This is a genomic window from Enterococcus larvae, from assembly GCF_017830045.1.
Taxonomy (GTDB): domain Bacteria; phylum Bacillota; class Bacilli; order Lactobacillales; family Enterococcaceae; genus Enterococcus_L; species Enterococcus_L larvae.
Map to the genome: position 1 here is coordinate 436,577 of NZ_JAEDXU010000002.1, position 24,093 is coordinate 460,669.

At 39.1% G+C, this 24,093-nt stretch carries 23 protein-coding genes; 7 read left to right on the top strand and 16 right to left on the bottom strand.

What is annotated here, in order from left to right:
• Nucleotides 1-167: 167 nt before the first annotated feature.
• Nucleotides 168-2,510, bottom strand: a complete 2,343-nt coding sequence (locus I6N96_RS06110) for a cation-translocating P-type ATPase (RefSeq protein WP_209556637.1) — start codon at nucleotides 2,508-2,510, stop codon at nucleotides 168-170.
• A 237-nt stretch (nucleotides 2,511-2,747) separates the two neighbouring features.
• On the opposite strand from I6N96_RS06110, the gene I6N96_RS06115 reads away from it, so the two are divergent.
• Nucleotides 2,748-3,341: a class I SAM-dependent DNA methyltransferase gene (locus I6N96_RS06115; RefSeq protein WP_209556638.1), complete on the top strand. Its 594-nt coding sequence runs from the start codon at nucleotides 2,748-2,750 to the stop codon at nucleotides 3,339-3,341.
• A 100-nt stretch (nucleotides 3,342-3,441) separates the two neighbouring features.
• Here I6N96_RS06115 and I6N96_RS06120 read toward each other — a convergent pair whose 3' ends face one another.
• Nucleotides 3,442-4,047, bottom strand: coding sequence for a lysozyme family protein (locus tag I6N96_RS06120; RefSeq protein ID WP_209556639.1), 606 nt, complete (start codon nucleotides 4,045-4,047; stop codon nucleotides 3,442-3,444).
• Between the two features lie 188 nt (nucleotides 4,048-4,235).
• Here I6N96_RS06120 and I6N96_RS06125 point away from each other — a divergent pair, with 188 nt between their 5' ends.
• Nucleotides 4,236-4,964 carry an alpha/beta fold hydrolase gene (locus I6N96_RS06125; RefSeq protein ID WP_209556640.1) on the top strand — a complete coding sequence of 243 codons (729 nt, stop codon included), beginning with the start codon at nucleotides 4,236-4,238 and terminating at the stop codon, nucleotides 4,962-4,964.
• Nucleotides 4,961-7,555, top strand: a complete 2,595-nt coding sequence (mprF, locus tag I6N96_RS06130) for a bifunctional lysylphosphatidylglycerol flippase/synthetase MprF (RefSeq protein ID WP_209556642.1) — start codon at nucleotides 4,961-4,963, stop codon at nucleotides 7,553-7,555. The genes I6N96_RS06125 and mprF overlap by 4 nt, the downstream gene beginning before the upstream one ends.
• Nucleotides 7,556-7,632: 77 nt before the next feature.
• Here the strand turns inward: mprF and I6N96_RS06135 are convergent, their stop codons facing one another.
• Both I6N96_RS06135 and I6N96_RS06140 read right to left on the bottom strand, forming a co-directional pair.
• The gene (locus I6N96_RS06135) at nucleotides 7,633-8,505 is read right to left on the bottom strand and encodes a PhzF family phenazine biosynthesis isomerase (RefSeq protein ID WP_209556643.1); all 873 of its coding nucleotides are present in this window, start codon (nucleotides 8,503-8,505) and stop codon (nucleotides 7,633-7,635) included.
• A 330-nt stretch (nucleotides 8,506-8,835) separates the two neighbouring features.
• Nucleotides 8,836-9,216: a hypothetical protein gene (locus I6N96_RS06140; protein WP_209556644.1), complete on the bottom strand. Its 381-nt coding sequence runs from the start codon at nucleotides 9,214-9,216 to the stop codon at nucleotides 8,836-8,838.
• Nucleotides 9,217-9,529: 313 nt separating this feature from the next.
• Between I6N96_RS06140 and I6N96_RS06145 the strand changes: the two genes are divergently transcribed.
• Nucleotides 9,530-10,060 carry a CDP-alcohol phosphatidyltransferase family protein gene (locus tag I6N96_RS06145; protein ID WP_209556645.1) on the top strand — a complete coding sequence of 177 codons (531 nt, stop codon included), beginning with the start codon at nucleotides 9,530-9,532 and terminating at the stop codon, nucleotides 10,058-10,060.
• A 72-nt stretch (nucleotides 10,061-10,132) separates the two neighbouring features.
• Here the strand turns inward: I6N96_RS06145 and tuf are convergent, their stop codons facing one another.
• From tuf to I6N96_RS06170, 5 genes are all read right to left on the bottom strand, one after another.
• Nucleotides 10,133-11,320 carry an elongation factor Tu gene (gene tuf / locus I6N96_RS06150; protein WP_209556646.1) on the bottom strand — a complete coding sequence of 396 codons (1,188 nt, stop codon included), beginning with the start codon at nucleotides 11,318-11,320 and terminating at the stop codon, nucleotides 10,133-10,135.
• Nucleotides 11,321-11,628: 308 nt separating this feature from the next.
• Complete coding sequence (locus I6N96_RS06155) at nucleotides 11,629-12,252, bottom strand: hypothetical protein (protein ID WP_209556647.1); 624 nt, start codon at nucleotides 12,250-12,252, stop codon at nucleotides 11,629-11,631.
• Nucleotides 12,253-12,401: 149 nt separating this feature from the next.
• Complete coding sequence (locus tag I6N96_RS06160) at nucleotides 12,402-12,929, bottom strand: GNAT family N-acetyltransferase (protein WP_209556648.1); 528 nt, start codon at nucleotides 12,927-12,929, stop codon at nucleotides 12,402-12,404.
• A gap of 155 nt (nucleotides 12,930-13,084) precedes the next feature.
• Nucleotides 13,085-15,094 (bottom strand): N-acetylglucosamine-specific PTS transporter subunit IIBC, encoded by a 2,010-nt coding sequence (gene nagE, locus I6N96_RS06165; protein ID WP_209556650.1) that lies wholly within the window; start codon nucleotides 15,092-15,094, stop codon nucleotides 13,085-13,087.
• Between the two features lie 17 nt (nucleotides 15,095-15,111).
• Entirely contained in the window at nucleotides 15,112-15,951 is an 840-nt protein-coding gene (locus I6N96_RS06170) for a PRD domain-containing protein (protein WP_209556652.1), read from the bottom strand.
• Nucleotides 15,952-16,326: 375 nt separating this feature from the next.
• On the opposite strand from I6N96_RS06170, the gene I6N96_RS06175 reads away from it, so the two are divergent.
• Together I6N96_RS06175 and I6N96_RS06180 are read left to right on the top strand one after the other, a co-directional pair.
• Entirely contained in the window at nucleotides 16,327-16,665 is a 339-nt protein-coding gene (locus tag I6N96_RS06175) for a metal-sulfur cluster assembly factor (protein ID WP_209556654.1), read from the top strand.
• A gap of 218 nt (nucleotides 16,666-16,883) precedes the next feature.
• Nucleotides 16,884-17,549 (top strand): hypothetical protein, encoded by a 666-nt coding sequence (locus I6N96_RS06180; RefSeq protein WP_209556655.1) that lies wholly within the window; start codon nucleotides 16,884-16,886, stop codon nucleotides 17,547-17,549.
• 75 nt (nucleotides 17,550-17,624) lie between these two features.
• Here the strand turns inward: I6N96_RS06180 and I6N96_RS06185 are convergent, their stop codons facing one another.
• The 3 genes from I6N96_RS06185 to I6N96_RS06195 form a co-directional block, all read right to left on the bottom strand.
• Nucleotides 17,625-18,236 (bottom strand): class I SAM-dependent methyltransferase, encoded by a 612-nt coding sequence (locus tag I6N96_RS06185; RefSeq protein ID WP_209556657.1) that lies wholly within the window; start codon nucleotides 18,234-18,236, stop codon nucleotides 17,625-17,627.
• A 406-nt stretch (nucleotides 18,237-18,642) separates the two neighbouring features.
• Nucleotides 18,643-19,170 carry a DUF2262 domain-containing protein gene (locus I6N96_RS06190; protein ID WP_209556660.1) on the bottom strand — a complete coding sequence of 176 codons (528 nt, stop codon included), beginning with the start codon at nucleotides 19,168-19,170 and terminating at the stop codon, nucleotides 18,643-18,645.
• A 55-nt stretch (nucleotides 19,171-19,225) separates the two neighbouring features.
• Nucleotides 19,226-19,531 carry a DUF3784 domain-containing protein gene (locus I6N96_RS06195; RefSeq protein ID WP_209556662.1) on the bottom strand — a complete coding sequence of 102 codons (306 nt, stop codon included), beginning with the start codon at nucleotides 19,529-19,531 and terminating at the stop codon, nucleotides 19,226-19,228.
• Between the two features lie 168 nt (nucleotides 19,532-19,699).
• On the opposite strand from I6N96_RS06195, the gene I6N96_RS06200 reads away from it, so the two are divergent.
• On the top strand, nucleotides 19,700-20,128 hold the full coding sequence (locus I6N96_RS06200; RefSeq protein WP_209556664.1) for a hypothetical protein: 429 nt from the start codon (nucleotides 19,700-19,702) through the stop codon (nucleotides 20,126-20,128).
• 97 nt (nucleotides 20,129-20,225) lie between these two features.
• Here the strand turns inward: I6N96_RS06200 and I6N96_RS06205 are convergent, their stop codons facing one another.
• From I6N96_RS06205 to I6N96_RS06220, 4 genes are all read right to left on the bottom strand, one after another.
• On the bottom strand, nucleotides 20,226-20,900 hold the full coding sequence (locus I6N96_RS06205) for a DUF624 domain-containing protein (protein ID WP_209556665.1): 675 nt from the start codon (nucleotides 20,898-20,900) through the stop codon (nucleotides 20,226-20,228).
• 19 nt (nucleotides 20,901-20,919) lie between these two features.
• Complete coding sequence (locus I6N96_RS06210) at nucleotides 20,920-21,789, bottom strand: carbohydrate ABC transporter permease (RefSeq protein ID WP_209556666.1); 870 nt, start codon at nucleotides 21,787-21,789, stop codon at nucleotides 20,920-20,922.
• Between the two features lie 16 nt (nucleotides 21,790-21,805).
• Nucleotides 21,806-22,705, bottom strand: coding sequence for a carbohydrate ABC transporter permease (locus I6N96_RS06215; protein WP_209556667.1), 900 nt, complete (start codon nucleotides 22,703-22,705; stop codon nucleotides 21,806-21,808).
• 95 nt (nucleotides 22,706-22,800) lie between these two features.
• Nucleotides 22,801-24,084 carry an ABC transporter substrate-binding protein gene (locus tag I6N96_RS06220; RefSeq protein WP_209556668.1) on the bottom strand — a complete coding sequence of 428 codons (1,284 nt, stop codon included), beginning with the start codon at nucleotides 24,082-24,084 and terminating at the stop codon, nucleotides 22,801-22,803.
• Nucleotides 24,085-24,093: the final 9 nt, after the last annotated feature.

The window sequence follows — 24,093 nt, forward strand, 5'->3', positions numbered from 1 at the left end:
CACAATTACACATAGTCAATTGTATCACAAAATCTAGTTATTTCAAGCTTTTAGACTTGGTAATCAGATGAAATCATTTCATTGCTTGTCTTACATTAAAAGTGAATAAAAAAGAAGGAGCGATAGAAATTTTAATAATCTCTCATTCTCCTTCTTTTATTCTATTTTTATAATTCGTTGACAGTTACATTCGCTTTCTTCATCTTGTACATACCAATCAATACACGGACAACAATATTGATTGCCATCATCACAGCAAAAATTGGTAATGTTGTAGAAGTCAGGAAGCCGACCTCAAGAATATGATGGAACAGCATTGCCGCCACATAAATTCCGCCAATCGTTGTTACAATCAAGAAAATGCGTAACGGATTTAACGGTAAGCATGCTCGTACAACGGCCATACAGCTGATACCGATCAATAGATAGTACATCAAAGTCGTTGTGTCCAGATGACTGAAGCCTTGGCTCTCTCCTATCAAGTACACAGTAACAATATTGATCACCACCAACACAGCATTCACAGAAGCATTTCGTAAGGCTGTAGGCAAGAACTTCCCACGAACCTTTCTCTTATCTGATTCAAAGGAAAGGAAGAATGCCGGATATCCCTCGATCGCCAAATCGATCAACGTGATCTGAATTGGGATAAATGGGAATGCAATAGCAGTCAACCCGCAAATCACTGACAAAATCAAAGAATAAATCGTTTTGATGAAGAACACACTTGCCACCCTTGTTACATTGTTTACCACACGGCGTCCTTCAAATAAAACATCAGGTAGTGTTGTAAAATCTGAATCCAACAGCACCAGATTAGATATTTGTCGTGTTGCTCCGTCTCCTTCTGCCATTGCAATACTACAATCTGCTTCTCGTAACGCAAGTACATCGTTTACGCCATCACCAGTCATTGCAACCACACGTTTATTGTCCTTAAGTTCTCTGACCAGCGTTCGTTTCTGCTGCGGGGAAACTCGACCGAAAACTGTATACTCATGAACAGCTTGACGGACTTCTTCTTCTGTTTCTTTTGTTGACAAATCGACATAAGATTCATAGCCGAATAGACCTGCACGACGAGCAATATTTGAAACAGTGACTGGATTATCTCCGGAAATTACCTTGATATCAATTCCCTCTTCACGAAGATAAGCCAAAGTTTCATTTGCATTTTGACGAATTGGGTCATCAATTTCTAAAAGAACCAAGGGCTCTAAATAAGGCAACGTGTCCTCATCGTCTAAAATCCCCTGTTCGGCTATCCCCATCATCAAGACACGATAACCCTCTTCTTGTGCAGAGAAAACTTCCTTCGGTAGTCGGTCTTCACTAAAAAGCTTTTCAGGTGCGCCGAGAACCACTGTTCCAATTTCATTAAATTGAATGGCTCCCCACTTCTTCTCAGAAGAAAAAGGAACTGTTTTGACAGCGCCGTAGCGATTAGAAATCTCAAAATGTTCTCGAATTGCCTGCATCGTGATATTATTGTCTGTGCTTTCTGCCATATAACTTCCGATAATCAACGGAAGACTTTCATTAAACTTCGGATTCAGCTCATGGACATGCTGAACCTTCATTTTTCCTTCTGTAATCGTACCTGTTTTATCCAAGCATAGTGTATCAACATGAGCAAGAGTTTCCATTGCATACATGTCCTGAACCAGAATCCGCTTTTTCGCAAGCTTGATGACCCCAGTTGTCAGTGCAATACTAATCAATAGAACAAGACCTTTTGGCAGCATCCCCAGTAATGCTGCAGCTGATGCTACAACAGATCCCTTCATACCTGAGTCACGAATAAAGTAACCCTCAATAAACAAGATAACTCCCAATGGGATAATCACGTAGCTCGTAAATTTTGATACTTTACGAATCGAACGAATCAACTCGGAACGAATTGGCTTGTGCACCTTAGCCTCTGAAGTAATCTTAACAGCATAGTTATCCGCGCCAACATGAATCACTTGTGCATAAACCTGTCCGCTTGATAAGAAGCTTCCTGACAAAAGAACATCGCCTTCTGTCTTTTCAATCAGATCAGACTCCCCTGTCAACAGGGCTTCGTTAGCCTCTGCCTTCCCATCAACAACCTTCATATCAGAAGGAACCTGTTCTCCTGCAGAAATCAGAACAATATCATCCATGACCAACTCGTCCGTCCCAATTGACTGTTCCTGACCATCACGAATGACGATGACGTCCTCTTTTGCTACAATCGACAGCTTCTGAACTAAATTTCGAGCATGGATTTCCTGATAGATCCCCATCCCCATATTAATCAAAATAATGGCTAAAAATGCCAGATTGGAATATGCGCCCACAGCGAATAAAAATACCGCAATCGCAAAGTTGAGGAAGTTAAACAATGTCATGACATTATCATAAATAATATCCTTGGTTGACTTTGCCACGTTCTCTTCATAATCATTTTGAAGCCCTTGCTGCTTCCTGCTCTCTACCTCTTGAGCAGTAAGTCCCTTTTTTAAATCAAATTTATTTGATGACACATAATCCCTACTTTCTCTCACTCATCCTAAAATTACACCTTCTATAGTTTACTTGTTCGAAGAAAGAACTTCAAGAAAATCGTGAAAATAACTTTCAATTGCTCTGCATTTTAATGTTTCTTTATGTAGTTGCCCTTTGAATGAATCCCTTCTGTTGTGCTCCTTTTACCTCCCCTTCAGTTGGATTGTGTTATAATGAAGTGTTGTTCAATACTATGATTTAAGGTGGGATATACTTTGAATAAATTTGAAATGATGGCTAAGCGCTACGACACTCCTGATCGGCTAAAAATCGCAACGATCATAGCTGATGAAATCAGGAAAACAATCAGCCCTTACCATTACCAAACTGCTTTGGACTTCGGCTGCGGCACTGGCTTAGTTGGTTTACAACTCAAAGATTTATTTCAACAGATGATTTTTACTGATCCTTCAGCTGGAATGATCGAACAAGTCGATCAAAAAATTGCAAAACAAGATATTCATAACATCACTACACTTCATGCTGACTTACTGGCTGACTCACGCTCTGACATTCAAGTTGACTGTATTTACATGTCGCAGGTGCTCCTGCATATTCCTAATACTGAGCAGGTATTTAAAGGACTGAAGCCGCTGATCAAATCCGGTGGTCGTTTGGTGATTGTTGATTTTGATCAAACACCTTCAATTCAATCAACAGAGATTCATACTGGCTTTTCACACGCAGAACTGACTAGTCTTGCAGGAGCTGCAGGCTATACAGACATAGCGATCAAAACTTTTTATCATGGTGAAAATCTTTTGATGAATCAGGATTCTTCGTTATTTATCATGGAAGCAAAAATTTAAAAAGAAGGAACAGCTGTTAAGTGAAGTGCACCTTCGTAGTAGACGTCAAGAATTTCCCGTCACTATGAAAGGATCGACTCACAAGCCTGTTCCTTCTTTTTTAGCTAAACCACTGAATAAACTGCCGATTCATTTTGACGATATCAGCATAAAACATATTCCCGCCGTTTTTATAGAGAAACCCGCCGTTATGAAACACAGACTGAAATCTGTAATAAGGGTATGTTTCTCCATCACTATTCCCTAATAAAGGAGATAAGAACTCCTTAGAGTATTCTTCCGAAAGTGCAACGGTATTTTTCCCGCCGCGTTCCTGTACAAAACGGATATATTCCAACCCGAAATTATACGCTTGAACCGCCGTCCATAGGTCATTTCCTGCCTCTTTATTCTTTTGTATGGATTCGGCTAAAAATTTCACCCCATACTCAATGCTTTCTTGAGGGTCATCTATGACTGCCTGCTGACCATAAACACTCTCGCTGCTCTGCATCAAATCAGCCGATCGGCCTTTAGATTCTGTATAGATGATTGCAAGGATCAACTCCTTGTATTCGGCAATCCCATTTGCCTCTGCAGCAGCTGCCACCTGGTCCTCATATTTAATAACTTGTTGAACATTTCCACGAATTTTGTAACCTGTATATATAAAACCGATGATGATTATACTAATTAAGATAATACTCAATCTTCTTATGATTTTCATAGTGGTCTATAAAAGCCTCCAAACCTAAGAGCAATATTTACCTATCATACTTTACTCCGCTAAAAATATCTTATTCCAATATTATTCTTTAAAATTCTTTAATAAACATTCCGGAAATTACTGCTGTCTACATATCATTTCTCAAAATCAACAAAACTGACTATACTTTAAGTAAGTAGGTGATAAAAATGGTAGTAGAGAAAAAATCCGTTACAGCATCCGATGGTAGTAAGCTGTTTTATGAAATAAGCGGTTCCGGCTTCCCTCTTTTTCTTCTTCATGGGAACGGCGGCAGCGGTGATTATTTTAAATATCAACTGCCCGTTTTCAGCCGTTATTTCAAAGTTTATACGGTTGATTTGCGGGGACACGGCTACTCCACGAATACGCAAAAAACGCTTTCCTTCTATTTATTATCTGATGACCTTTATCTTATCATAGAGAAGGAGAACATTCACTCTCTAAATATCGTTGGTTTCAGCGATGGTGCGAATATTGCCATGCGCTTTGCAGCCGACCACCCAAGTATGATCAAACACCTTGTGTTGAACGCTGGAAACACTACCTTCAAAGGGATGACTGCTTTAGCGCAAATCGGTGTTTACCTCGAATATTTCTGGTTTTCTCTACTTGCCGTTTTTCCAAAATGGCGAAATCGACCGGCAATCACTCGATTGATGATGAAAGATACTGGTATCACCGCAGAGGATCTTCAACTAATTACAGCTGAGACACTCGTCATAGTCGGTAAAAGAGATGTGATCAAGCTGAGGCACTCCATGTATATTGCAGATGAAATACCTCATGCAGCATTCGTTCTCGTACATGGACAGGGTCATCTTTTTGCACAAAAAAATCCGAAATTATTTAATACACATATTCTATCATTCTTATTGGAAAAGCAGGTGATTCTATGAAAACAGTTATACAATGGTTCAAAAATCGAGCAAGCTTCTTCAAATTGATTTTCATTATTTCTGTTCTTTTTATCGTCGTGAGTGAGCTTTCATCAATTGGAAAAACTATTTCTTTTGAACAGTTGAAAGTCATTTTTCTGGATTTGTCATTTTGGAAAGTTGCTTTGATGTTACTTATCGGGTTGCTTGCTGTGACACCAATGCTTGGCTATGACATTGTACTTAATCGAACCTTGAATCAAAAGGTCAAAAAATCCTACTTATTTGAAACTAGTTGGATGATTAATTCCATCAATAACATTGCCGGCTTCGGAGGACTGATCAGTATTGGTCTTCGATCGGAGCTTTACGGAAAAAACACCGATGGAAAAAAAGTAGTAAAAGCCTTATCCAAAATTTTGATTTTTTTGCTTTCTGGTTTGTCTATTTATAGTTTATTGTCCTTTCTTTTGGTTATTTTCGGTCACGACAATGACTTTCTCAAGCAATATTCTATCTGGTTGATTGGCGGAGGATTATATTTTCCAGCAATTATGCTGCTGACTGTCTTTAAAAAGGATGATTATATCGGTGATACCCCTCTTGCTTCACGTCTACAGCTGATTCTTACGTCCTTCTTGGAATGGTCTGGTGTTTTGGCTACCTTTCTTTTGATTGGTAAGCTAATGGGTATACCTTTTCATTCAGCTCAAGTTATTCCTTTGTTTATTGCAGCTTCTGTTATCGGAATTATCTCGATGATTCCCGGAGCTTTAGGGAGTTTTGATGTCATGATGATTCTTGGGCTTTCTTCACTAGGAAACATCCCAAGAGAAACTGTTATCGCGTGGCTGCTGCTCTATCGATTGTTTTATTATATTATTCCTTTTTTGATTGGTGTTGTTTTTTTCCTTAAAAACTTGAGCAGTAGTTTGAATGAACGCTATTCCGGTGTACCTAGAGAGCTTTCTATTGAAATCAGTCACAAGCTGTTGGTTTTTCTGATGTATTTCTCAGGGATAATGATTGTTCTCTCGTCAACAATTCCCGAAGCCTTCTCCCAGTTTCATTGGCTGAAACAGCTGAATCCCTGGTCTTTTCATTTACTCACTCAGTTTCCGGCAATTCTTTTAGGCTTTTCCCTATTGATCATGGGACGAGGAATTGCTGCTAAAGTGACTCGTGCCTACATTCCAACAATCGGTCTAATTCTATTGACGCTAGCCTACACTCTCTTCAAGGATTTGAGCTGGAGTGTCATTATTATTTTGGCAATTCTATTGCTTTTCGTCATTTTTTCTAAAAAAGAGCTTTATCGAAAACAATTGGTTTATTCTTGGGAAATGCGAACAATTGATGGTGTGATATTTGCAGCATTGATGGTGCTTTATGTCGTCATCGGCGTCTATAATCTACCTGCCTTTCCGCATCATCAACACCATGTCATCTCCTTCTTCCTGTTCCCTTCTGAACGGATTTGGTTTTCCGGATTTTTGGCAATCTTGATTATTGCACTATTCATGTTTGTTTTCATCCGTTATTTGCAGGGGAAAAAAATTGTGGTGGGAGAAGTCTTGGACTCAGAACGGGCATATTCACTTTTAAAAAAATACGGTGGAAACGCTGATAGTCAGCTAATCTTTCTTGAAGACAAGGATATGTATATTTATAAAAATCAGGCTGGCGAAGAAACTGTACTTCTACAATTCAAAACGTTTAACAATAAATGTATTGTCATGGGTGATCCTTCTGGAGAAAAAGATGATTTTGCTGATGCTGTAGAACAATTTATTCAAGAAACAGATAATTTAGGCTATCTTCCTGTTTTCTATGAAGTCTCTGAATCAATCGTACTGACGCTTCATGAATTTGGTTACGACTTCATTAAAATGGGAGAAGAAGCACATGTAGATCTTTCAAGCTTTACGATTTCCGGGAAAAAGCGCAGAGCAGACAGAGCGACAATGAACCGATTCGAAAAGGAGCACTATCGATTTGAGGTTCTTTCTCCACCATTCCTTCCTGAAACAATGGCAGAATTAAGAGCTGTTTCCGATGAATGGCTGGGAAATAGAAAAGAAAAAGGCTTTTCCCTTGGCTTTTTTTCTGAAAAATATCTGCAACTATCAGATATTGCTGTAGTTAAGGATCAGGCAGGGGCTATCGTTGCCTTTGCCAACATCATGCCGACGTATACCAAACAAGAAGGAACCATTGATTTGATGCGCTATAAACAAGAAGCACCTCCCGGAGTAATGGATTTTCTTTTCATTTCGATTTTCAACAGAATGAAGGAGGAAGGGATTACTTATTTCAATATGGGAATGGCGCCTCTTTCGAATGTTGGGACATCCAGAAAAAGTTTTATTCAAGAACGGTTTGCCTTTTTAGTCTATAAATTCGGCTCTACCTTCTATTCTTTCCAAGGTTTGCGAGCCTATAAAAACAAGTATGCCTCAAGCTGGGTGCCTCGGTATACCTTGTATTCACGTGACTCTTCAATCATTTATGTCATGATTGCCTTACTGATTATTGATAATGCACCAGTGGACAGTCCAGACAAAAAACTGCATGGCGTTAAACGAATTCTTAAAAATAGATACCAGCGTTAATATAAAAAGAACCAAAAGCGAGAAATTGCGACAACTGCATGTCATCTCTTGCTTTCGGTTCTTTTTTAATTCGACTTTTATATAAGAATACTGAATTCCTGATTTTTACAAGCAGTCCCTGTAATTGCTACATGATGATGCCCATCATCAACACGTCTCGTTTGGACAGTCAGACTGCCTTCTTTTTCCACATGTTTTCCTTGAAGCACGGTGATTTGCTGCATCGCTTGTTGTTGGTACACGTGATCCAGCAAATATGCCCCCATAACACCGGAGGCTGTACCAGTCACAGAATCTTCCACTGTTCCAGAAAACGGGGAAGAAAAATGTCTGGCTGTATAGATATCCTCTTCTATATTCGAAAATGCAAAAGGATGGATTGAAGATTTCGGCATCTCCTTCAACACATCAGGAAAGTTCTCGGTTTGAGGAACCATCTTATCCAATACACTTGACTCTCTTACAGGAACGATCAAGGTCCAAGAACCAGTATTTCCGTAAAGAATCGGCAGTTCAGCATCCAAATCAGATGCAACGATTCCCATTACCTCGCAAAGAGCCTCTTTCTCTCCATCAAATGCAACAAACTGAGCCGGCGACTGTTCCATTGTCATCTCCTCAGTTGTTTCCAGATAATTAACAGTAATCAAGCCAGCCTGTGTTTCTACAAGCCATGTTCTATCTTGTTTCTCCTGCTGAGAAAGCAGATAAATCGCTCCCATTGTTGCGTGTCCGCACAATGGTGTTTCATGGCCAGGCGTGAAATACCTAAGCTTGACATCTCCCAACTGGCTTTCACAGACAAAGACACATTCATTAAAGCCAACCTTCTTCGCTATCTGCTGCATCTCCTCATTTGAATAATCATCCCCATTTAAAATCACGCCTGCCGGATTTCCCAGTCCGGGCTGCTTCGTAAATGCATCTACTTGTACTACAAGACAGTCCATTTTATACTCTCCTTCATTTTTTGACTGATTATAGCATAGATAAAGAGGTTCTGCCAGAAATGCTGAGATTCCGGTTATCTGCTTGATTTGTTTGTTTTAAATGCAAAGAAAACTCAAATAAATCAAGGTATATAAGAATCTGTAAAAAAAGGGCCTTCAGCTATGGCCGAGAGCCTTGTTTTTATATTGGATATGAAGTAGAGGCGATTGCAAAACAAATTAGTTATATGAAACGTTCAAAAACAAAAGACAGCGTTCTTACATGAAATTTTATACGAATTATGATTTTACAAAGATTCATTTATGATATAGATTTGCTAATAAGCACTGTTAATCGTTATCTGTAATATCGATATTAGTAAATATGAATGATCTTGTTTTATTTCTTATTTTTATCGTATAGACTGCACCCGCTTTTAGATAGCGATATGAGTAACAGAGTCTGCCTTTATAATCGCTAATGTCAGGCTCCAAGTCAATCGTGCTTCCCTTTTCAAAGACTTGTAATTCAAAATCTTCCTGTCTATTTTCAACCAAATAAATTCTAATCGTAGCTTCAAGATTATGGTCATTGATTCTTCGTTCTATGGTTTTCTCTTCACCAGGGAAAAATACTGGTAATTGACTTCTAAGAGCAAAGAATAACAGGAGAAATCCAACCACAACGATTGTTAAAATGCTACTTATTTTTATTGTATTTTTTGAAGTCATCAATGCCCTCCTGAACCATATCTCCATCTTCTAAATTGTCACCATAACCATTAGCTTTCCAAATTTTTATAGCTTCAATTAGTCCTATTCTTATAGAAGGTATACCTCCATTTGGTTATTATCTAGTAACTCTATCGTTATTTATACACTGCTACAATTTGATCTCTTTAAATACTTTCTAAATTGTTATTTTTTTGGAAAAGCTTTTTATTTGAGGGGTCATCTTGTTTCTCACAAATACCGAATAAAGTCAGGACTTTATTTGATATAATAATTGCTACAAACAACTGTTGGATGAAAAGGAGGTTAAAAAATGAAATATGCTGCAAACATCATTACCACTATTCGTTTACTCGTTGCTTGTCTTTTGCTCTTCACAAGAGCATTGAGTCCGCTTTTCTTCCTTTTATATATTATTTGCGGTATCAGTGATATGTTAGATGGTTTTGTTGCGAGAAAAACCAATACTGCTACATCAACAGGTGCAGTACTAGATAGCTTGGGGGATCTGGTATTTTTAGCTGTCGCAGCAATAAAGCTTCTTCCTATTCTCCATCTTCCTTCTTGGGTTTTATGGTGGGCATTGCTTGTCGCCTTGATTCGTTTGCTTTCTTACCTCATTGGATATATAAAATATAGAAAGTTTGCCAGCTTGCATACCTACCTCAACAAGCTGACAGGCTTACTGCTCTTTCTTTCTCCCTTGCTCTATTTAGTCCTAGGCACTGTTTCACTTGCTCTCATCGTTATTGCTGCAGCAATTATTTCGGCCTGTGAGGAACTGTTCATCACGCTGCAGTCAAAGGAACTGGACAGAGACAGAAAAGGTCTCTTCTTGCACTGATTTATCTCCACCAAGTTGAGCAAACAAAAAATCAGACAGAACAGTCTTGCTTCGTTCCGTCTGATTGTTTTTTTATTTTTCTATTTCTGTTACGATCCCTGAGCCAACTGTTCGTCCACCTTCACGAATGGAAAAGGTTGTTCCCATTTCCACCGCAATTGGATGAATCAACTCTACATCAATCGTCACATTATCGCCGGGCATGACCATTTCAACATCATTTGGCAGCTCAACAACCCCTGTAACATCCGTTGTACGGAAGTAGAATTGTGGACGATAGTTTGTAAAGAATGGTGTATGACGTCCGCCTTCTTCTTTTGTCAGAACATAAACTTCTGCCTTAAACTTCGTATGAGGAGTGATTGATCCCGGTTTGGCAATAACTTGTCCACGTTCGATTTCATCACGATTGATCCCTCGAAGTAAAATTCCGACATTGTCTCCAGCTTCACCATAGTCCAATGTTTTTCTGAACATTTCGATTCCAGTAACTACAGCTTTGGTTGTTTCCGGTTTGATCCCAACGATTTCAACCTCATCATTGACCTTAACTTGACCACGATCGATTCGGCCAGATGCGACAGTTCCACGACCAGTAATAGTGAACACATCTTCTACAGGCAGCAGTAATGGTTTATCTGTATCTCTTTCAGGAGTTGGAATATATTCATCTACTGTATCCATCAATTCCATGATAGCCGCTTCTGCATCCGGATCTCCTTCGAGAGCCTTCAATGCGGAACCTTTAATTACCGGAATATCATCCCCAGGGAAATTATACTCCGTCAACAGCTCTCTGATTTCCATCTCTACCAAATCGATCAGTTCATCATCATCGACTAAGTCTGTCTTATTAAGGAAAACAATCAGATGCTTTACTCCTACTTGTCGGGACAATAGAATGTGCTCTCTTGTTTGAGGCATCGGACCGTCTGTTGCAGATACAACTAGAATCGCTCCGTCCATCTGCGCTGCCCCGGTAATCATATTCTTCACATAGTCTGCGTGTCCCGGTGCATCGATATGTGCATAGTGACGTTTTTCAGTTTCGTACTCCACGTGAGCCGTGTTGATAGTGATTCCACGTTCACGTTCTTCCGGTGCTGCATCAATACTAGCATAGTCCTGCGGGTTTGCCAGGCCTTTTTTCCCTAGTACTGTAGTAATTGCAGCGGTCAATGTTGTTTTCCCATGATCCACGTGACCAATAGTCCCGATATTTACATGGTCTTTACTTCTGTCATAATGTTCTTTTGCCATAATATGCAAACCTCCTATTTGTATTTGTAAGATCACCGAATGTTCGTTTTTATTTGACGTTCACTGACCTTTACTTTTCAAATTATATACCTTTTTTGAAATATGACAACTAATATGCTTACTAATAATAAGTATCGTTTTTTCGCCGACAAAGCAGCTTTTCAGCTTCAGATAAAACAAAAAAAGAGCAGTTTCCTGCTCTCTCGAGTTTCAGACAAATAACGCTGTATCTCAGCTTTTATGACTTTTTATAGTAGAACATCATGACGTTCTACTATATCTCATTAATAATTCCGCTGATCACTATTTTACAAAATAGCTAAATCCTTCATCAGCTTATCCACCCTTTTCATTTGAGCACTGGATAAATCAGGTTTTCGTTCATTGAGTACCCGCTGAAACGAAGTCTTATTTTCCTCATTTAGACAAATAGAGATTCTTTCAGCATGTTGAGGTACTTCTTTTGACCGACAAGTGCCCAGATGAGTCATCAGAAACGGAAATAGTTCTTTTTCATACCGACGATCAGCCTTACATAATTTTGCAAATACTGAGATGCTATTGTCAACTGTGATCACACTACCATTAGTATAGGCATATTTTACCTTATCGATCTGCTTATAAATCTTATCTGCCTTGTATTCAGTTATAGTAACCAATGCCGTCATAGCACCCCAAACGATCCGATTATTGCGGCTTGTCAGACTCTCTAAGAACACATCAACATGGTCGGAAATAAGCAACGGATTGCGCTCGCCAATCTCATATAAAACCTTGATACAATCATTCGCAATCCCCTTTTTCATCTGCAAGCCTTCAATAAGCTCTTGGATTCCTTCAGTATCCTCTTGCGCAACCAGTAACTCTGCCAGCTCTATATTAGGAGCTTCATCCTTTCGATTTTGACTAACTGCCAATTTCTCTAAAACCATCTGGTCTTCATCTCCTAAAGCTAAATTTTAGTTTGCTAAATTGCATCACAATTGATGCACGATAAAATTGATTTTGCTTACCGGATTGACTTCCTATTAGGATATTTTATTACATAGTTGACTAGCGATCATTCTTTTGTCAACACCCACTATACTCTATATTCTTCCTTCAATAACCCATACTCATAGGTATCCTGCCAAATCGGATTTCCTTGTTCATCTTTCCAGAAAAAAACATTTTTCTTCAACGTTCCTTCTCGTCTCATTCCTACACGCTCCATTAGTTGCCATGAAGCGGTATTCTCCGGGTTGCACAATGCAGTGATGCGATGGGCATCAAGTATTGTAAATGCATGCTGAACAACAGCTTGTACACCTTCAGAGGCATAGCCATGTCCCCAGAAACTTCTATTGAATACATACCCAATCATCCAAGTATCAAAGGCGCCTTTACTAAAATAAACATTCCCAATCAATGTGTCATCCTTTAAACAGACCGCATAAAAATCAGGATTTCCCGATCGTCTGATTGCTTCTTGTTCCGCTTCTTCCATTGAAAAAGCTTTATAAGGCTCATATTTTACAACTTCTTCGTCAGAAAGGTAATCATATAGTGCCGGACCATCTGTTTTCTCAAAACTACGCAAGTAAAGTCGTTCTGTTTCTAAATTATTCATCGTTACCCCTCTTTTTTTATCAATATCATTTATTTTATCAAAACCTATCACTATTTTCTATGCTCCTTTTACTCGTGGCAAAACAACTTACTAAGAAGATAACAAAAAAACAGGAAAGTCGATCACTCGAGGCTTTCCTGTTTTGCGATTTCTTTTTATTTTACAACTGTTTTCCCAATTGTTTCATTGGCTTTTACAGCTTGACCAGATTTTGTTAAATCATAAGAAGAAACAACATCCTGATTTGTAAATACAACGATCAAGTCAGATTTCTTTCCTGCTTTTTCCAAAGCAGATAAATCAATTGTCGCAATCTTGTCGCCGGCATTTACTGTTTGACCTTCAGTTACATGAAGTGTGAATGGTTCACCCTTCAATTCTACTGTATCTAAGCCCATATGCAGCAATACTTCGATCCCTGAATCAGTTAAGATCCCCATTGCATGTTTTGTTGGGAAAATATTTGTGATTTTACCTGCAACAGGAGTAAAGACTTCTCCGTTAGTTGGAAGTACTGCATATCCGTCACCCATCATTTTTGCTGAGAAGACGTCATCACTTACTTCACTGATTGGAACAACTTTACCGTCAGCTACTGCATAAAGATCAGTTGTGCCGCCAGCTACTGTTGCCGCTGGTGTTTCCAACTGTGCTTCAGGCTTTTTTGTTGCTTCACCTGCTGGTGCACCTGTAATTCCGCCTGAATTATGCAGCTTAGTCATTTCATCCGCAACAAACTGGACTTCGGTTCCAACAATAACTTGAATATTTTTATCATCGATCACTTTTACGCCAGGGACACCTGTCGCTTTGATCTTGCTTTGATCCACAGTTCCAGTATCTTTTACTGTTAAGCGCAGACGAGTTGTACAATTATCAATTGATGTTACGTTGCCTTGTGCGCCTAAGCCTTCATAAATTTTACGTGCCAATGACGCAAACTTGTTGTCGCCGTCAGCAACATCCGGTGTTTCTTCCCCATCGCCTTCTTCACGTCCCGGTGTCATCAAGTTGAATTTCTTGATTGCAAAACGGAAACCGAAGTAGTAAACTGCCGCAAGGAAAATACCTTCAACAATCAGCATCAACGGGCTGTTTGCTACTGGATTTTTCAAGCTTAAGAAGTAATCCACAAATCCGGCACTGAATGCAAATCCGGCAGTCCATTGGAAGAACGCTGCAACTGCCAATGACAGACCTGTAAATACAGCGTGCAGAACATATAATGGCCATGCAACAAACATGAATGAGAATTCTAATGGTTCAGTTACACCTGTAAAGAATGAAGCGAACGCTGCAGCCATCATCAATGAAGCTGTTGCTTTTTTCTTTTCAGGACGAGCGCTTTGATAAATTGCTAAAGCACCAGCTGGTAAACCGAACATCATTACCGGGAAGAACCCAGCTTGATACATCCCTGTTTTACCAACAATAGCCAGACCTTCTTCGATTGCCTTTTGACCACCAAGGAAGTTTCCGATATCATTGATCCCCGCAACATCAAACCAGAACACAGAGTTCAAGGCATGGTGCAGTCCAGTTGGAATCAATAGACGGTTAAAGAATCCGTATAGTCCGGCGCCAATGAATCCTAGACCGGAAATAGCTTCACCAAACGCTACAAGTCCGTTAAAGATAACTGGCCAGATGAAGTAAAGACCTGCCGAGATAACAACCATTGAAGCGGCTGCCATGATCGGAACCAGACGTTTCCCACTAAAGAAGGACAACGCCATCGGCAGCTTCACATTAGAGAAACGATTATACATTGCCGCTGCTACTAAACCGGCAATGATCCCAATCAAAACATTATTCTGGATTTTTGAAAATGCTGCAGCTACTTCACTGACATCATCCAATCCTTGAATCATTTGAACAGATGCAGGAGCCAATAGTTTTTCAGGAATCAGATAAGCAACCAAACCTGCTAAAGCAGCTGATCCATCTTTATCTTTAGACATTCCCAAAGCCAACCCTACAGCAAATAACAGCGCCAGATGTCCAAGAATCGCATCTCCGGCATTAAACATAAAAATAGTAAATACATTGACATTCGGATCTCCATTACCGACCCAGTTTGCAATCCCCATCAGGATCGCTGCAGCCGGAAGCACTGCGACTGGAAGCATTAATGAACGACCCATTCTTTGCATGTATTCTTTCATGATACATAACCCCTTTTCTATTTGTTTTTGATCATACGCAACCGCTCAATATGAATTGCCAGATAACCCAGCTCTTCACTCGGTACTTGATAATGAAAGTTTTTCATTAGTAGTACTTGAATTTTCTTTGCGATTTCGTAGCTTTCTGCATATTTTTTTCGAACAACATCGAGGATATCATCATCCAATACCGCATAATGATTCTGCTCAAAGCGATGGATGAACAAGCGTAGATGATTCGCCAAGCGTGAATAGCTCAGGCTCATCTGCTCAGAGTAGACATCGATATCCAGTTCTTTTTCAATCAATCGTATAATTTCAGAAACAATAGTAACTTCGCGTATACTCTTGCTGTTATCTGTCCGACCACCTCGAGCACTGTGAATATGGATAGCAATGTATCCAGCTTCATCATAACTAAACGGCAACCCCAATGTCTGAGTCAGATAATCCACTGCCCACTGCGCAATCGCAAATTCCTCACTATAAAGAATCTCGATTTCGTTCAGTAGTTTGTTTCGAACAATGATATTATTCTGAATATTCTCAGCAGCAAAAGCGATATGATCGCTCAAGCCGACATTGATATGGGCATTCAGCTTTTCGCCAAGAGAATTCTCAGCGTACTTGATGATTTCTTCTGTTGCAAAAAAATATTTCTCGTCGATTTGGGATAACAAGACCTGAAGTTTTTTCAGACCTTCCGGTTCCATCACAAAAATCCGTTCTATCTGCTGCGGATACAGCAAGTCATTCTTTTTTTTGTTGAAACCAACACCCTTGCCGACAGCAACTTTCTCCTGTCCTTCGTCAAAGACAAGAACTGCGTTTTGGTTTAGCACTTTTTTAATTTTCATAAACATTCCTCTTCTGCAGAAGTGTTTGCCTGTTTTCATCTCGATCGAAGACGCAAAAAAAGCATAGAACAATCCCATATAATAGTATGAAGGACTCACACGTATACGAAATTCTTCCATGCCTAGTATTATCTAGTCACATGAAAACATATTTACAATGTGTTAACATCAACCAGTTTACAAATTTCTTAATAATTTGTCAACCTTTTTCTATAATTATTCTTTTTCAGGAAAAACCAGCTTCCAATGGAGTCATCTCTTTTTTACATTTCCAGATCCTCTCATTCCTCACCAACTGAAAGATATTCTCATTTACAAAATGCCAAAAAGAAGGTATCATAAACGATAGCTAACGATAAAGGAGTCGAGAAGACAATGAGCGAAGAACAAAAATGGTCTGCTGAAGAAATTGAAGGGATCAAAGAAGAGATTTTAACAGCTCTTGAAACAGTAATTGACCCTGAATTAGGCATTGATATTGTAAATTTAGGCTTGATTTATGAAATAGAATTCGATGAAACCGGCGAGACGGTCATCAAGATGACCCTGACAACTATGGGCTGCCCTCTGGCAGATATCCTGACAGAACAGATTCACCAAGCTGTAGCTGACATTCCTGAAGTGAAGAATGTTGAAGTTAAGCTAGTCTGGTATCCTGCATGGACAACTGATAAAATGTCCCGCTATGCACGTATTGCTTTAGGGATAAGATAGTCTATTAAAAGAAAATTGAAAGGAGCTGCAGTCAACTGCAGCTCCTTTTCTGTTTCCTAAACAGCAAAATCGATGGAGCTGTACATGCTCAATTCGATAAGCTGAAACTTTTTGAATATAGTGAAACATCCGAAAGAATTACTGACATATCGTAATTCATATAGTGCACGTTTTTATTTAATGATATACTGGTCTACATATAAAAAGGAGTTGGTACCATGGAAATAAGAACCACCTTTAGTAACAACTGGTATATTTTAAGAAAAGATGGAAAAAGTTTTTTATTGGATATGACTGGAAATCGTTATTTCAATAAGTCGGCATTTAGGTTGTGGCTAACCAAGAAAAAAGCCTATATTTTAGCTGAAGAAGAAGCTGATATTTTAGTGAGGGAAAAGCTTTTTACTCAAGCACCTCCTTCTTGGTGGAGCATGCTAGCTTTTTTCAGTCTTTTATATTTTTTAGAGAGAATACATGTTTCTACATCATTTTCTCTTCGTTTGTCTTTGCTGATCCTCGCTCCAATTGCCCTCACGATTATTCTAGGCATTCGTAGTAAAAAAGAAGGTCAGCAAATTGAACAATTGCTTAATAAAAAAATCATTTATGCGGATTATGTACAGGTGGCTTTCAATGACAGAAAAGAAAAGATACGGTACATTTTCAGAAGGTTCCTGGCATTTATCATTTTTATTTTGCTGACTATCTTGACAGGCTTTGCTTTTTTTATCACAGGTTTTGCAACATTGCTTGCCTTCTATGCAGTTCTTTCCACTTTGCCTTTTGGAACGATTGTTCCTTGCCCGGCGAATGATCGGTGTAAGAACATCGATTTTATTCAAGTAAATGAAATCGTCGACGAAGTGAAGTCCATAGATTTGTAAAATATAAGACCATCATTACAAAATAAGCGGGACAGATTTTGATTAAAATCTGTCCCGCTTATTACAACACTAATTTCATTTTTTCCGTAATAAATACGTTATCCAGCCACTTGATTCAGCAGTATTTTCCAGCTCAAATCCCCATCTAGCCATATAGTCTGCAAATACAGTTGTTTTTGCAATATCTTTCAAATAATAATGAAGCTTCGCTTGCTCACATGCAATCAACAGAATACCATCCGACTTAAGTACTCGATAAATTTCTACAAAAGCTTTATCCAAGTCTTCCCAATGAAAGTGCGTTTGGTAAGCTGTCACTAAGTCATAGCTTTCTTTTTTCAACTGCGTCTCTTCTATACTTCTGACAAAAAATTGAACACCAACGACTGCTCGGTCATTTGCTGCTTGAATCGCCGCATCGGAGATATCAATACCAACAATCTGAGCATCTGGAAAATATTCCTTCAACAGCAATGTGGAAGCGCCGTTTCCAACGCCGATGTCCAAAATTCGTTCTGCTTTTCTCTCTGTAAAGACTGTCAAGGACCAACGAGCCATCGGAAGGTACACACGATTCCAAATCTTCATCATTCCTCGTCCGACGATTCCTGTAGGTTTCTTGGACTGCTTCATCAAGTAGAAGAACAAAAAAGTAATCACTAAAAGAACTGCCGCAAATAGAATCATCCTTGTCCCCTCACTTCTTTTTTTATGTCTCTTACCATCATAACATAATCCAAACTTGAGAATTTCAAACAAAAAAAGACCCTTCAAGAGAAAGGTCCCAGCAGCTCATAGATTCGGTTGATAGATAGCAACTAAATTTAAGCCTTCTTTTTTAGTACGGCTTTCAGCAGCAAAATTCCGGATACGATCGTTATTATTGCTTTCAAAAGCTGAATCTTATCGATTTTCTTGTTCGTGCTTTGCTTATTCATAACTCATCCCTCCAGTATTTATCCTACATTCATTTTATAACCAGAATGATTGTAATACCAGTAATAGGCAATGATCTAGTAAAATCTTTGACTTTTCTTATGCACGATTTTAGCGTGCTCAACACAGCCGAAGCGCCGATTCAAAAACAGAATTGTTAACCGCACAATCCATCAACCTCAATTTCATGATTGGCATTATAAGAAACATTGATGGCGTGATACGCAAAATAATCAGGACTGCACTCCAAGTACATAGTCATAGAAAAATCTGCTAAATCAGCGTCAAAAGTAATTCCCAAACTGTTGAAAAACAAACTGCCAGCGAAATCCTTCTTACTGATTGGCAGCTGCACCTGTTGTCCATTCTCTACTTCATAACACGCTTCTTTTCCTTCAACTTCTTGGGCTCCACTGACCCAATCTTCTGCTAACTCCAACATCCCATCATCAACTAAAGCATCAATGAGCATTTCTTTATTGTTTTCGACCCAGTTGATTTCCTTTGTGACAATCTTTACCAATAAATATTTTTCCTGTATGTTCAGTTCCTCCAATGGTTTTTCTAAAGAAACAGAAAAAGGAACCTCCTTTTCCCATAAGTCAGTAGAAAAAACATAATAATTCGTCAATCCCTTTTCCTTTTTCCATTCATGTATCGGCTGAACCACGACAACATGTCCCATGACATAACTCCTCTCCTATTAATTACTATATTTAAAGGCTCTTTATAGATAAGATTCACTTTTTGAATCTTGAAGAAATATTTGTATAAACCAATAAAAACAATGTCGGTAGAATGATCAACCAGCCAAAGAAATCGTTGATAACGGAAAACCAGACTGGAAGAACACATAAAACCGCTACATACAGCAGAAAAACGCCTAATGCTTTTCCAAGTGCTTTTCCATTAACCCTCTGTCGTTTCTCTTCGCTCATCGTATTATAGCCGGCAATCAGCATCAACCATTTTCCTCGTAGTAACTGTACGCCGAAAACCAAGCTCATTAGAGCAATCCCTAGTTGTAAAACCGAGTCTGAATCCATTTTTTCTACCTCCTTTTCACTTCCAACTTAAATTATAGCATATAGAAAACCGGGAATACCCTACACTCAAGTAGATAGTAAAAAAATTTGCGTGTTGAAGAAGGATTGGCTAAATGTAACATCAATGGTATGGTTGAATGAAAGAATGCTTATTAATGGGAGTAATCTATGAAAAAAATATTGGTTTGCCTACTGCTCTTGACCTTGTTTTCCGGTTGCACCAAGCCAAATCGTACTAAAAACCAAGAGTCAAAAATGACCTTCTCTACCAACTCGTCTACTGAAGGGGATCGATACATATCCTTTGTTCTAAATGAAGCAAAGGATCGTGTGACAATCACAAATAAATCAACAGACATCATAACCATCCATCAATCTGAAACGGTTACTTTAAAAAAGGATGGCGAAGATTGGGTCCAAAATGATGATGAAGAATATAGCGGGAAAAGTCTTCTGTATATGACATTCAATATCCAAAGCGGAGAAAGCTCAGATTATGACCTCCAGATTCCCTTTGATACCGGAACAATCAAAGTGATCTTTATGTATTCAGCAGGTCAAAAAGAATACCTGAAGGAAATCATTTTTGAAAAATAAACACGCCATTAAACACACGGATTCTCTCCTTTAAAACCATCGAGTCAATACAGAAATAAAAGAAGTGTGTGGAACAAACAGCGTCCACACACTTCTTTTATGATTGCTGCTTTAAATGACTACCGTGAAGCTTGCCGGCATTTAAATAAATCAATCCGGCTAGCAGCGATGGTGTAATTATAAAGCCAAACTGAGGCTTCAAAAGCATCAATAGCGGAATCAACAGGTACAGCACCACGTTCAATAGGCTGATATACCATTTCTTAACAATGTAATACATAGAAATCTGAAAAACAGCTCGAATCGATGCTGTAGGGTTTTTCATCTGAAAATACCAACAGTTGATACTTAAAGCAATTCCCATAGCTGCGAGAATGAAAAAGAACGGCATCAGCCACTGACCATTTGGGACCTTTATGAAGAAAAGTATGTCTACTGCCGCAATAATTGTACCCGCCAATCCCGGTAACCAGAGCAACAGTCCTTGTAACCAAAACCGGCGATAAGCCTTGAAAAAACTATGGACAGGTTCTACATCCAGTTCCTCTTTGAAGCTATCTATAACAGAGAATACTGCAGGCATAGCTGGGCCAAAAAAGAGTAAACTGCCAATAAAAGGAAGAACATTCCGACTATCGATTGCCAATAATAGAACTGCAAGAAAAAAAGGCAGTATCGTCAGTGTGAAACAAACACTGGTCATCAGAACAATATACACCCAGCGAAACAGCTTCATATAAATGTTATTATCAAAGGTTTGTTTTCGAAACATCTCTCTATCCCTCTTTCTTTTACCCCTTCATCCCTGAGGTAGCAATTCCCTCTACAAAATACTTCTGCATAGTCAAAAACACGATGCCAACTGGTAAAATAGATACTACTGAAGCAGCCATGATCAACGCATATTCTGCATCAAAGAGCCCGACAAACATTTTTAGTCCCAGCTGGATTGTTTTATTTTCTGTAGAAGATAAATAAATGAATGGCCCCATGTAATCATTCCAAGTATTCACAAAGGTGATGATTGTCAAACTTGCTAAAGCGGGCTTCGTCAGTGGTAAGATGATTTTTCGATAAATACCCCATTCAGTCAATCCGTCGATCCTAGCGCTCTCACATAGCTCATCAGGAATGCTGCTGTAATATTGTTTCAATAAGAAAACGCCGAAAGCACTGAATGCTTGAAGCAGTACCAAAGACCAGAGTGTATCTGTTAGACCGATTTGACGCATCATGATGAATTGCGGAATCATATAGGATTGCCAAGGAACAGCAATAGTGGCGATATAAGCAAGGAATAATGTATCTCGACCCCGAAAATGCATCTTTGAGAAACCATATGCTGCAAAGCTGGATGTCAACAGCTGGATCAATGTGATAATAATACTTAAAAAGGCCGTATTTTTGAAGAAGGTTACAAGCGGAATACGTTCCCAAATCACTGAATAGTTCTCAGGATGCCATTCCTTTGGTACCCATTGGATTGGGATCGTAAATACCTCATTATTCGTTTTGAAAGAAGCGGACAGCATCCAAATGAATGGAACCAAAGTAATCAATGCCAAAACCAGCAAGAGGCCGATCAATAGGATTCGTCCAAGGGTCACTCGTCCTTTTTTCTCTTTCTTTTTTTCTTCCGTTTTTAATGCAGTTGCTTCCATATATCTCGCCTCCTTATTAGCGTTCTCGTAGTTGATTCCATTTGAATTGCACAACAGTGATCAGCAGAACAATTACAAATAACACCATAGCGATTGCCGATGCATAACCAAAATTGAATTTCACAAAGGCTTCATTATAAATGTTATAAACCAGAACATTCGTTGCTCGCCCCGGTCCTCCTCCTGTCATTACCTGTACCAAATCGAAAATCTTGAAACAGTTGATCACCAACATGATCGTCACAAAAAAAGTTGTCGATCTTAATGACGGCAGTGTCACGTTCATGAACTGTTTCCATTTATTTGCCCCATCCATTGAAGCTGCTTCATACAGCTCTTTGGGAATACTCTGAAGACCTGCCAAGTATAAAATCATATAATACCCCATCCCGCGCCAAACACTAACGATCACAATTGCTGTCAGCGCCCAATCTGAGCTGGAAGTCCAGCCAGGCGGGTTTTCTATAAAATGACGCAAAAATTGATTGATTGGCCCCATAGTCGGATGGAAAAGCATATTCCAAACCACTGCTATTGCTACCAGAGAAGTGACGTATGGGAAGAAAAAGGCGGTTCTAAACATCTTCATTCCACGAATTTTTTGATTCAGCAGGATCGCCAAGCCTAAAGAAGCAATCAAGGTTAGCGGAACAACGCCAATTGTGTAAAGGAATGTATTCTTTAATGAAATCCAAAAGGTGTCATCGCCAAGCATCTTAGTAAAATTCTTCAAACCGACAAACTCAGGTGCTGAAAATGAATCCCAGCTCATAAAGGCCAAAACCAGTGAAAATACAACAGGGATCAAGGTAAACAAGAAAAAACCGATAAAGTTTGGCGCAATGAATGACCAGGCAATCAATGTATTTTTCCGCTTTAATCGACCAGCGGCTTTTGTTTTAGATGTAATTTCCATAAAAAAGCTGCCTGACAAGTCTATTGGGGCTTATCAGGCAGCAGTCCCCCTTTCTTAAAGCTCCTCACAGCTGCTTTTTTTACTCCATGAGGGTCTTATTCTATTTCAGATTTCACACGTTTTTCCATGTTCTTGATGCCGTCTTTCGGTGTTTCATCATTCACAAGAATCAGGTCATGCTCTTCTTGCAAAATTTTATCGATTGCTGGACCATTTTTATCTACCGGAAATTCGATAGCAACATTTTCCGGATTAAAAGCAGTTTTCGATACTTCATCTGAAGGCATTCCTTTCCGTGAAAAGTACAGATCATCAATTGCATCCGTTTTATAGGATGGTACAACCCCAACTTCTGCTAAGACCTTAGCGCCTTCTTCTCCTGAACAGAAATCAAGAAACTTTTGAGCTGCTTCCTGCTGCTTAGAGTTTTTATTGACTGCAAATGCCGTTGGGGAACCAAAGGTATCAATTGCTTCCCCTGCTTCTTTTTGAGGAATTTGTGCAATGCCCCACTCTACATCTGTTTTACCTTCATCCTTATTCGTCAACAATGCACCCATATACCATGTACCCATATACATCATTGCTGTCTTGGAATTTTCAAATTGAGACTGGTAAGTGACCTTTGTAGACTTAGCTGTCCCAAAGTCCATTTGAGACTTCGCATCCTGCATACGCAGTGCACGATCATAATAATCTGTCATATAGCTATAATCCGGATCAAGCAAGTTGCCGTCATTTTGAGCAGCAGCAATTGCCTGGATCGTTGAACGCCATGTATGCTGGTAAGCACCATAAACCTGTTCTTCAGGCTTGGAGAGTTTTTCAGCAATTTCTTCGTATTCTTCCCAAGTTAAATTATCCGGATAATCTATCCCTGCTTCATCAAACATCGCTTTGTTGTAATACAACACCCAAAAATCTGTACGATAAGGTTGAGCATACGTTTTTCCGCTAACTTCATACATCTCATAGCTGGCAGCTGCAGGTTCGATATCTATATCCTTCAGATGATCTGTCAAATCAACCAATTGATCACGTAAGGCATAATTAGAATAAGAAAGAAGATTTTTCATCGTTAGGATATCTGTTGTATCTCCTGATGAAAGCATTGTCGTAAGCTTCGTATCATAATCATCCGAAGCGATATCTACAGGAGTAACGGTGATTCCGGGATTAGCTTCCTCAAATGCTCGGAATAGCTTTTCGAATTCAGGGGTCGTATCATAGTTCCAAGTTGTGACCGTTAATTCAATATCCCCATCTGATGCAGTGGAATCCTTACTTCCAGATTTATCAGAGCCTCCTCCACATGCTGTTAATCCAGCAGCAAGTCCCAGTAGTGCAACAGTAGTTAGACTTTTTTTCCAAAATTTCATTTCAAGACC

Coding starts and splice junctions, on each gene's coding strand:
- I6N96_RS06120 (WP_209556639.1), bottom strand. CDS start 4,047: ATGAAAATCATAAGAAGATTGAGTATTATCTTAATTAGTATAATCATC.
- I6N96_RS06125 (WP_209556640.1), top strand. CDS start 4,236: ATGGTAGTAGAGAAAAAATCCGTTACAGCATCCGATGGTAGTAAGCTG.
- mprF (WP_209556642.1), top strand. CDS start 4,961: ATGAAAACAGTTATACAATGGTTCAAAAATCGAGCAAGCTTCTTCAAA.
- I6N96_RS06135 (WP_209556643.1), bottom strand. CDS start 8,505: ATGGACTGTCTTGTAGTACAAGTAGATGCATTTACGAAGCAGCCCGGA.
- I6N96_RS06140 (WP_209556644.1), bottom strand. CDS start 9,216: ATGACTTCAAAAAATACAATAAAAATAAGTAGCATTTTAACAATCGTT.
- I6N96_RS06145 (WP_209556645.1), top strand. CDS start 9,530: ATGAAATATGCTGCAAACATCATTACCACTATTCGTTTACTCGTTGCT.
- tuf (WP_209556646.1), bottom strand. CDS start 11,320: ATGGCAAAAGAACATTATGACAGAAGTAAAGACCATGTAAATATCGGG.
- I6N96_RS06155 (WP_209556647.1), bottom strand. CDS start 12,252: ATGGTTTTAGAGAAATTGGCAGTTAGTCAAAATCGAAAGGATGAAGCT.
- I6N96_RS06160 (WP_209556648.1), bottom strand. CDS start 12,929: ATGAATAATTTAGAAACAGAACGACTTTACTTGCGTAGTTTTGAGAAA.
- nagE (WP_209556650.1), bottom strand. CDS start 15,094: ATGAAAGAATACATGCAAAGAATGGGTCGTTCATTAATGCTTCCAGTC.
- I6N96_RS06170 (WP_209556652.1), bottom strand. CDS start 15,951: ATGAAAATTAAAAAAGTGCTAAACCAAAACGCAGTTCTTGTCTTTGAC.
- I6N96_RS06175 (WP_209556654.1), top strand. CDS start 16,327: ATGAGCGAAGAACAAAAATGGTCTGCTGAAGAAATTGAAGGGATCAAA.
- I6N96_RS06180 (WP_209556655.1), top strand. CDS start 16,884: ATGGAAATAAGAACCACCTTTAGTAACAACTGGTATATTTTAAGAAAA.
- I6N96_RS06185 (WP_209556657.1), bottom strand. CDS start 18,236: ATGATTCTATTTGCGGCAGTTCTTTTAGTGATTACTTTTTTGTTCTTC.
- I6N96_RS06190 (WP_209556660.1), bottom strand. CDS start 19,170: ATGGGACATGTTGTCGTGGTTCAGCCGATACATGAATGGAAAAAGGAA.
- I6N96_RS06195 (WP_209556662.1), bottom strand. CDS start 19,531: ATGGATTCAGACTCGGTTTTACAACTAGGGATTGCTCTAATGAGCTTG.
- I6N96_RS06200 (WP_209556664.1), top strand. CDS start 19,700: ATGAAAAAAATATTGGTTTGCCTACTGCTCTTGACCTTGTTTTCCGGT.
- I6N96_RS06205 (WP_209556665.1), bottom strand. CDS start 20,900: ATGTTTCGAAAACAAACCTTTGATAATAACATTTATATGAAGCTGTTT.
- I6N96_RS06210 (WP_209556666.1), bottom strand. CDS start 21,789: ATGGAAGCAACTGCATTAAAAACGGAAGAAAAAAAGAAAGAGAAAAAA.
- I6N96_RS06215 (WP_209556667.1), bottom strand. CDS start 22,705: ATGGAAATTACATCTAAAACAAAAGCCGCTGGTCGATTAAAGCGGAAA.
- I6N96_RS06220 (WP_209556668.1), bottom strand. CDS start 24,084: ATGAAATTTTGGAAAAAAAGTCTAACTACTGTTGCACTACTGGGACTT.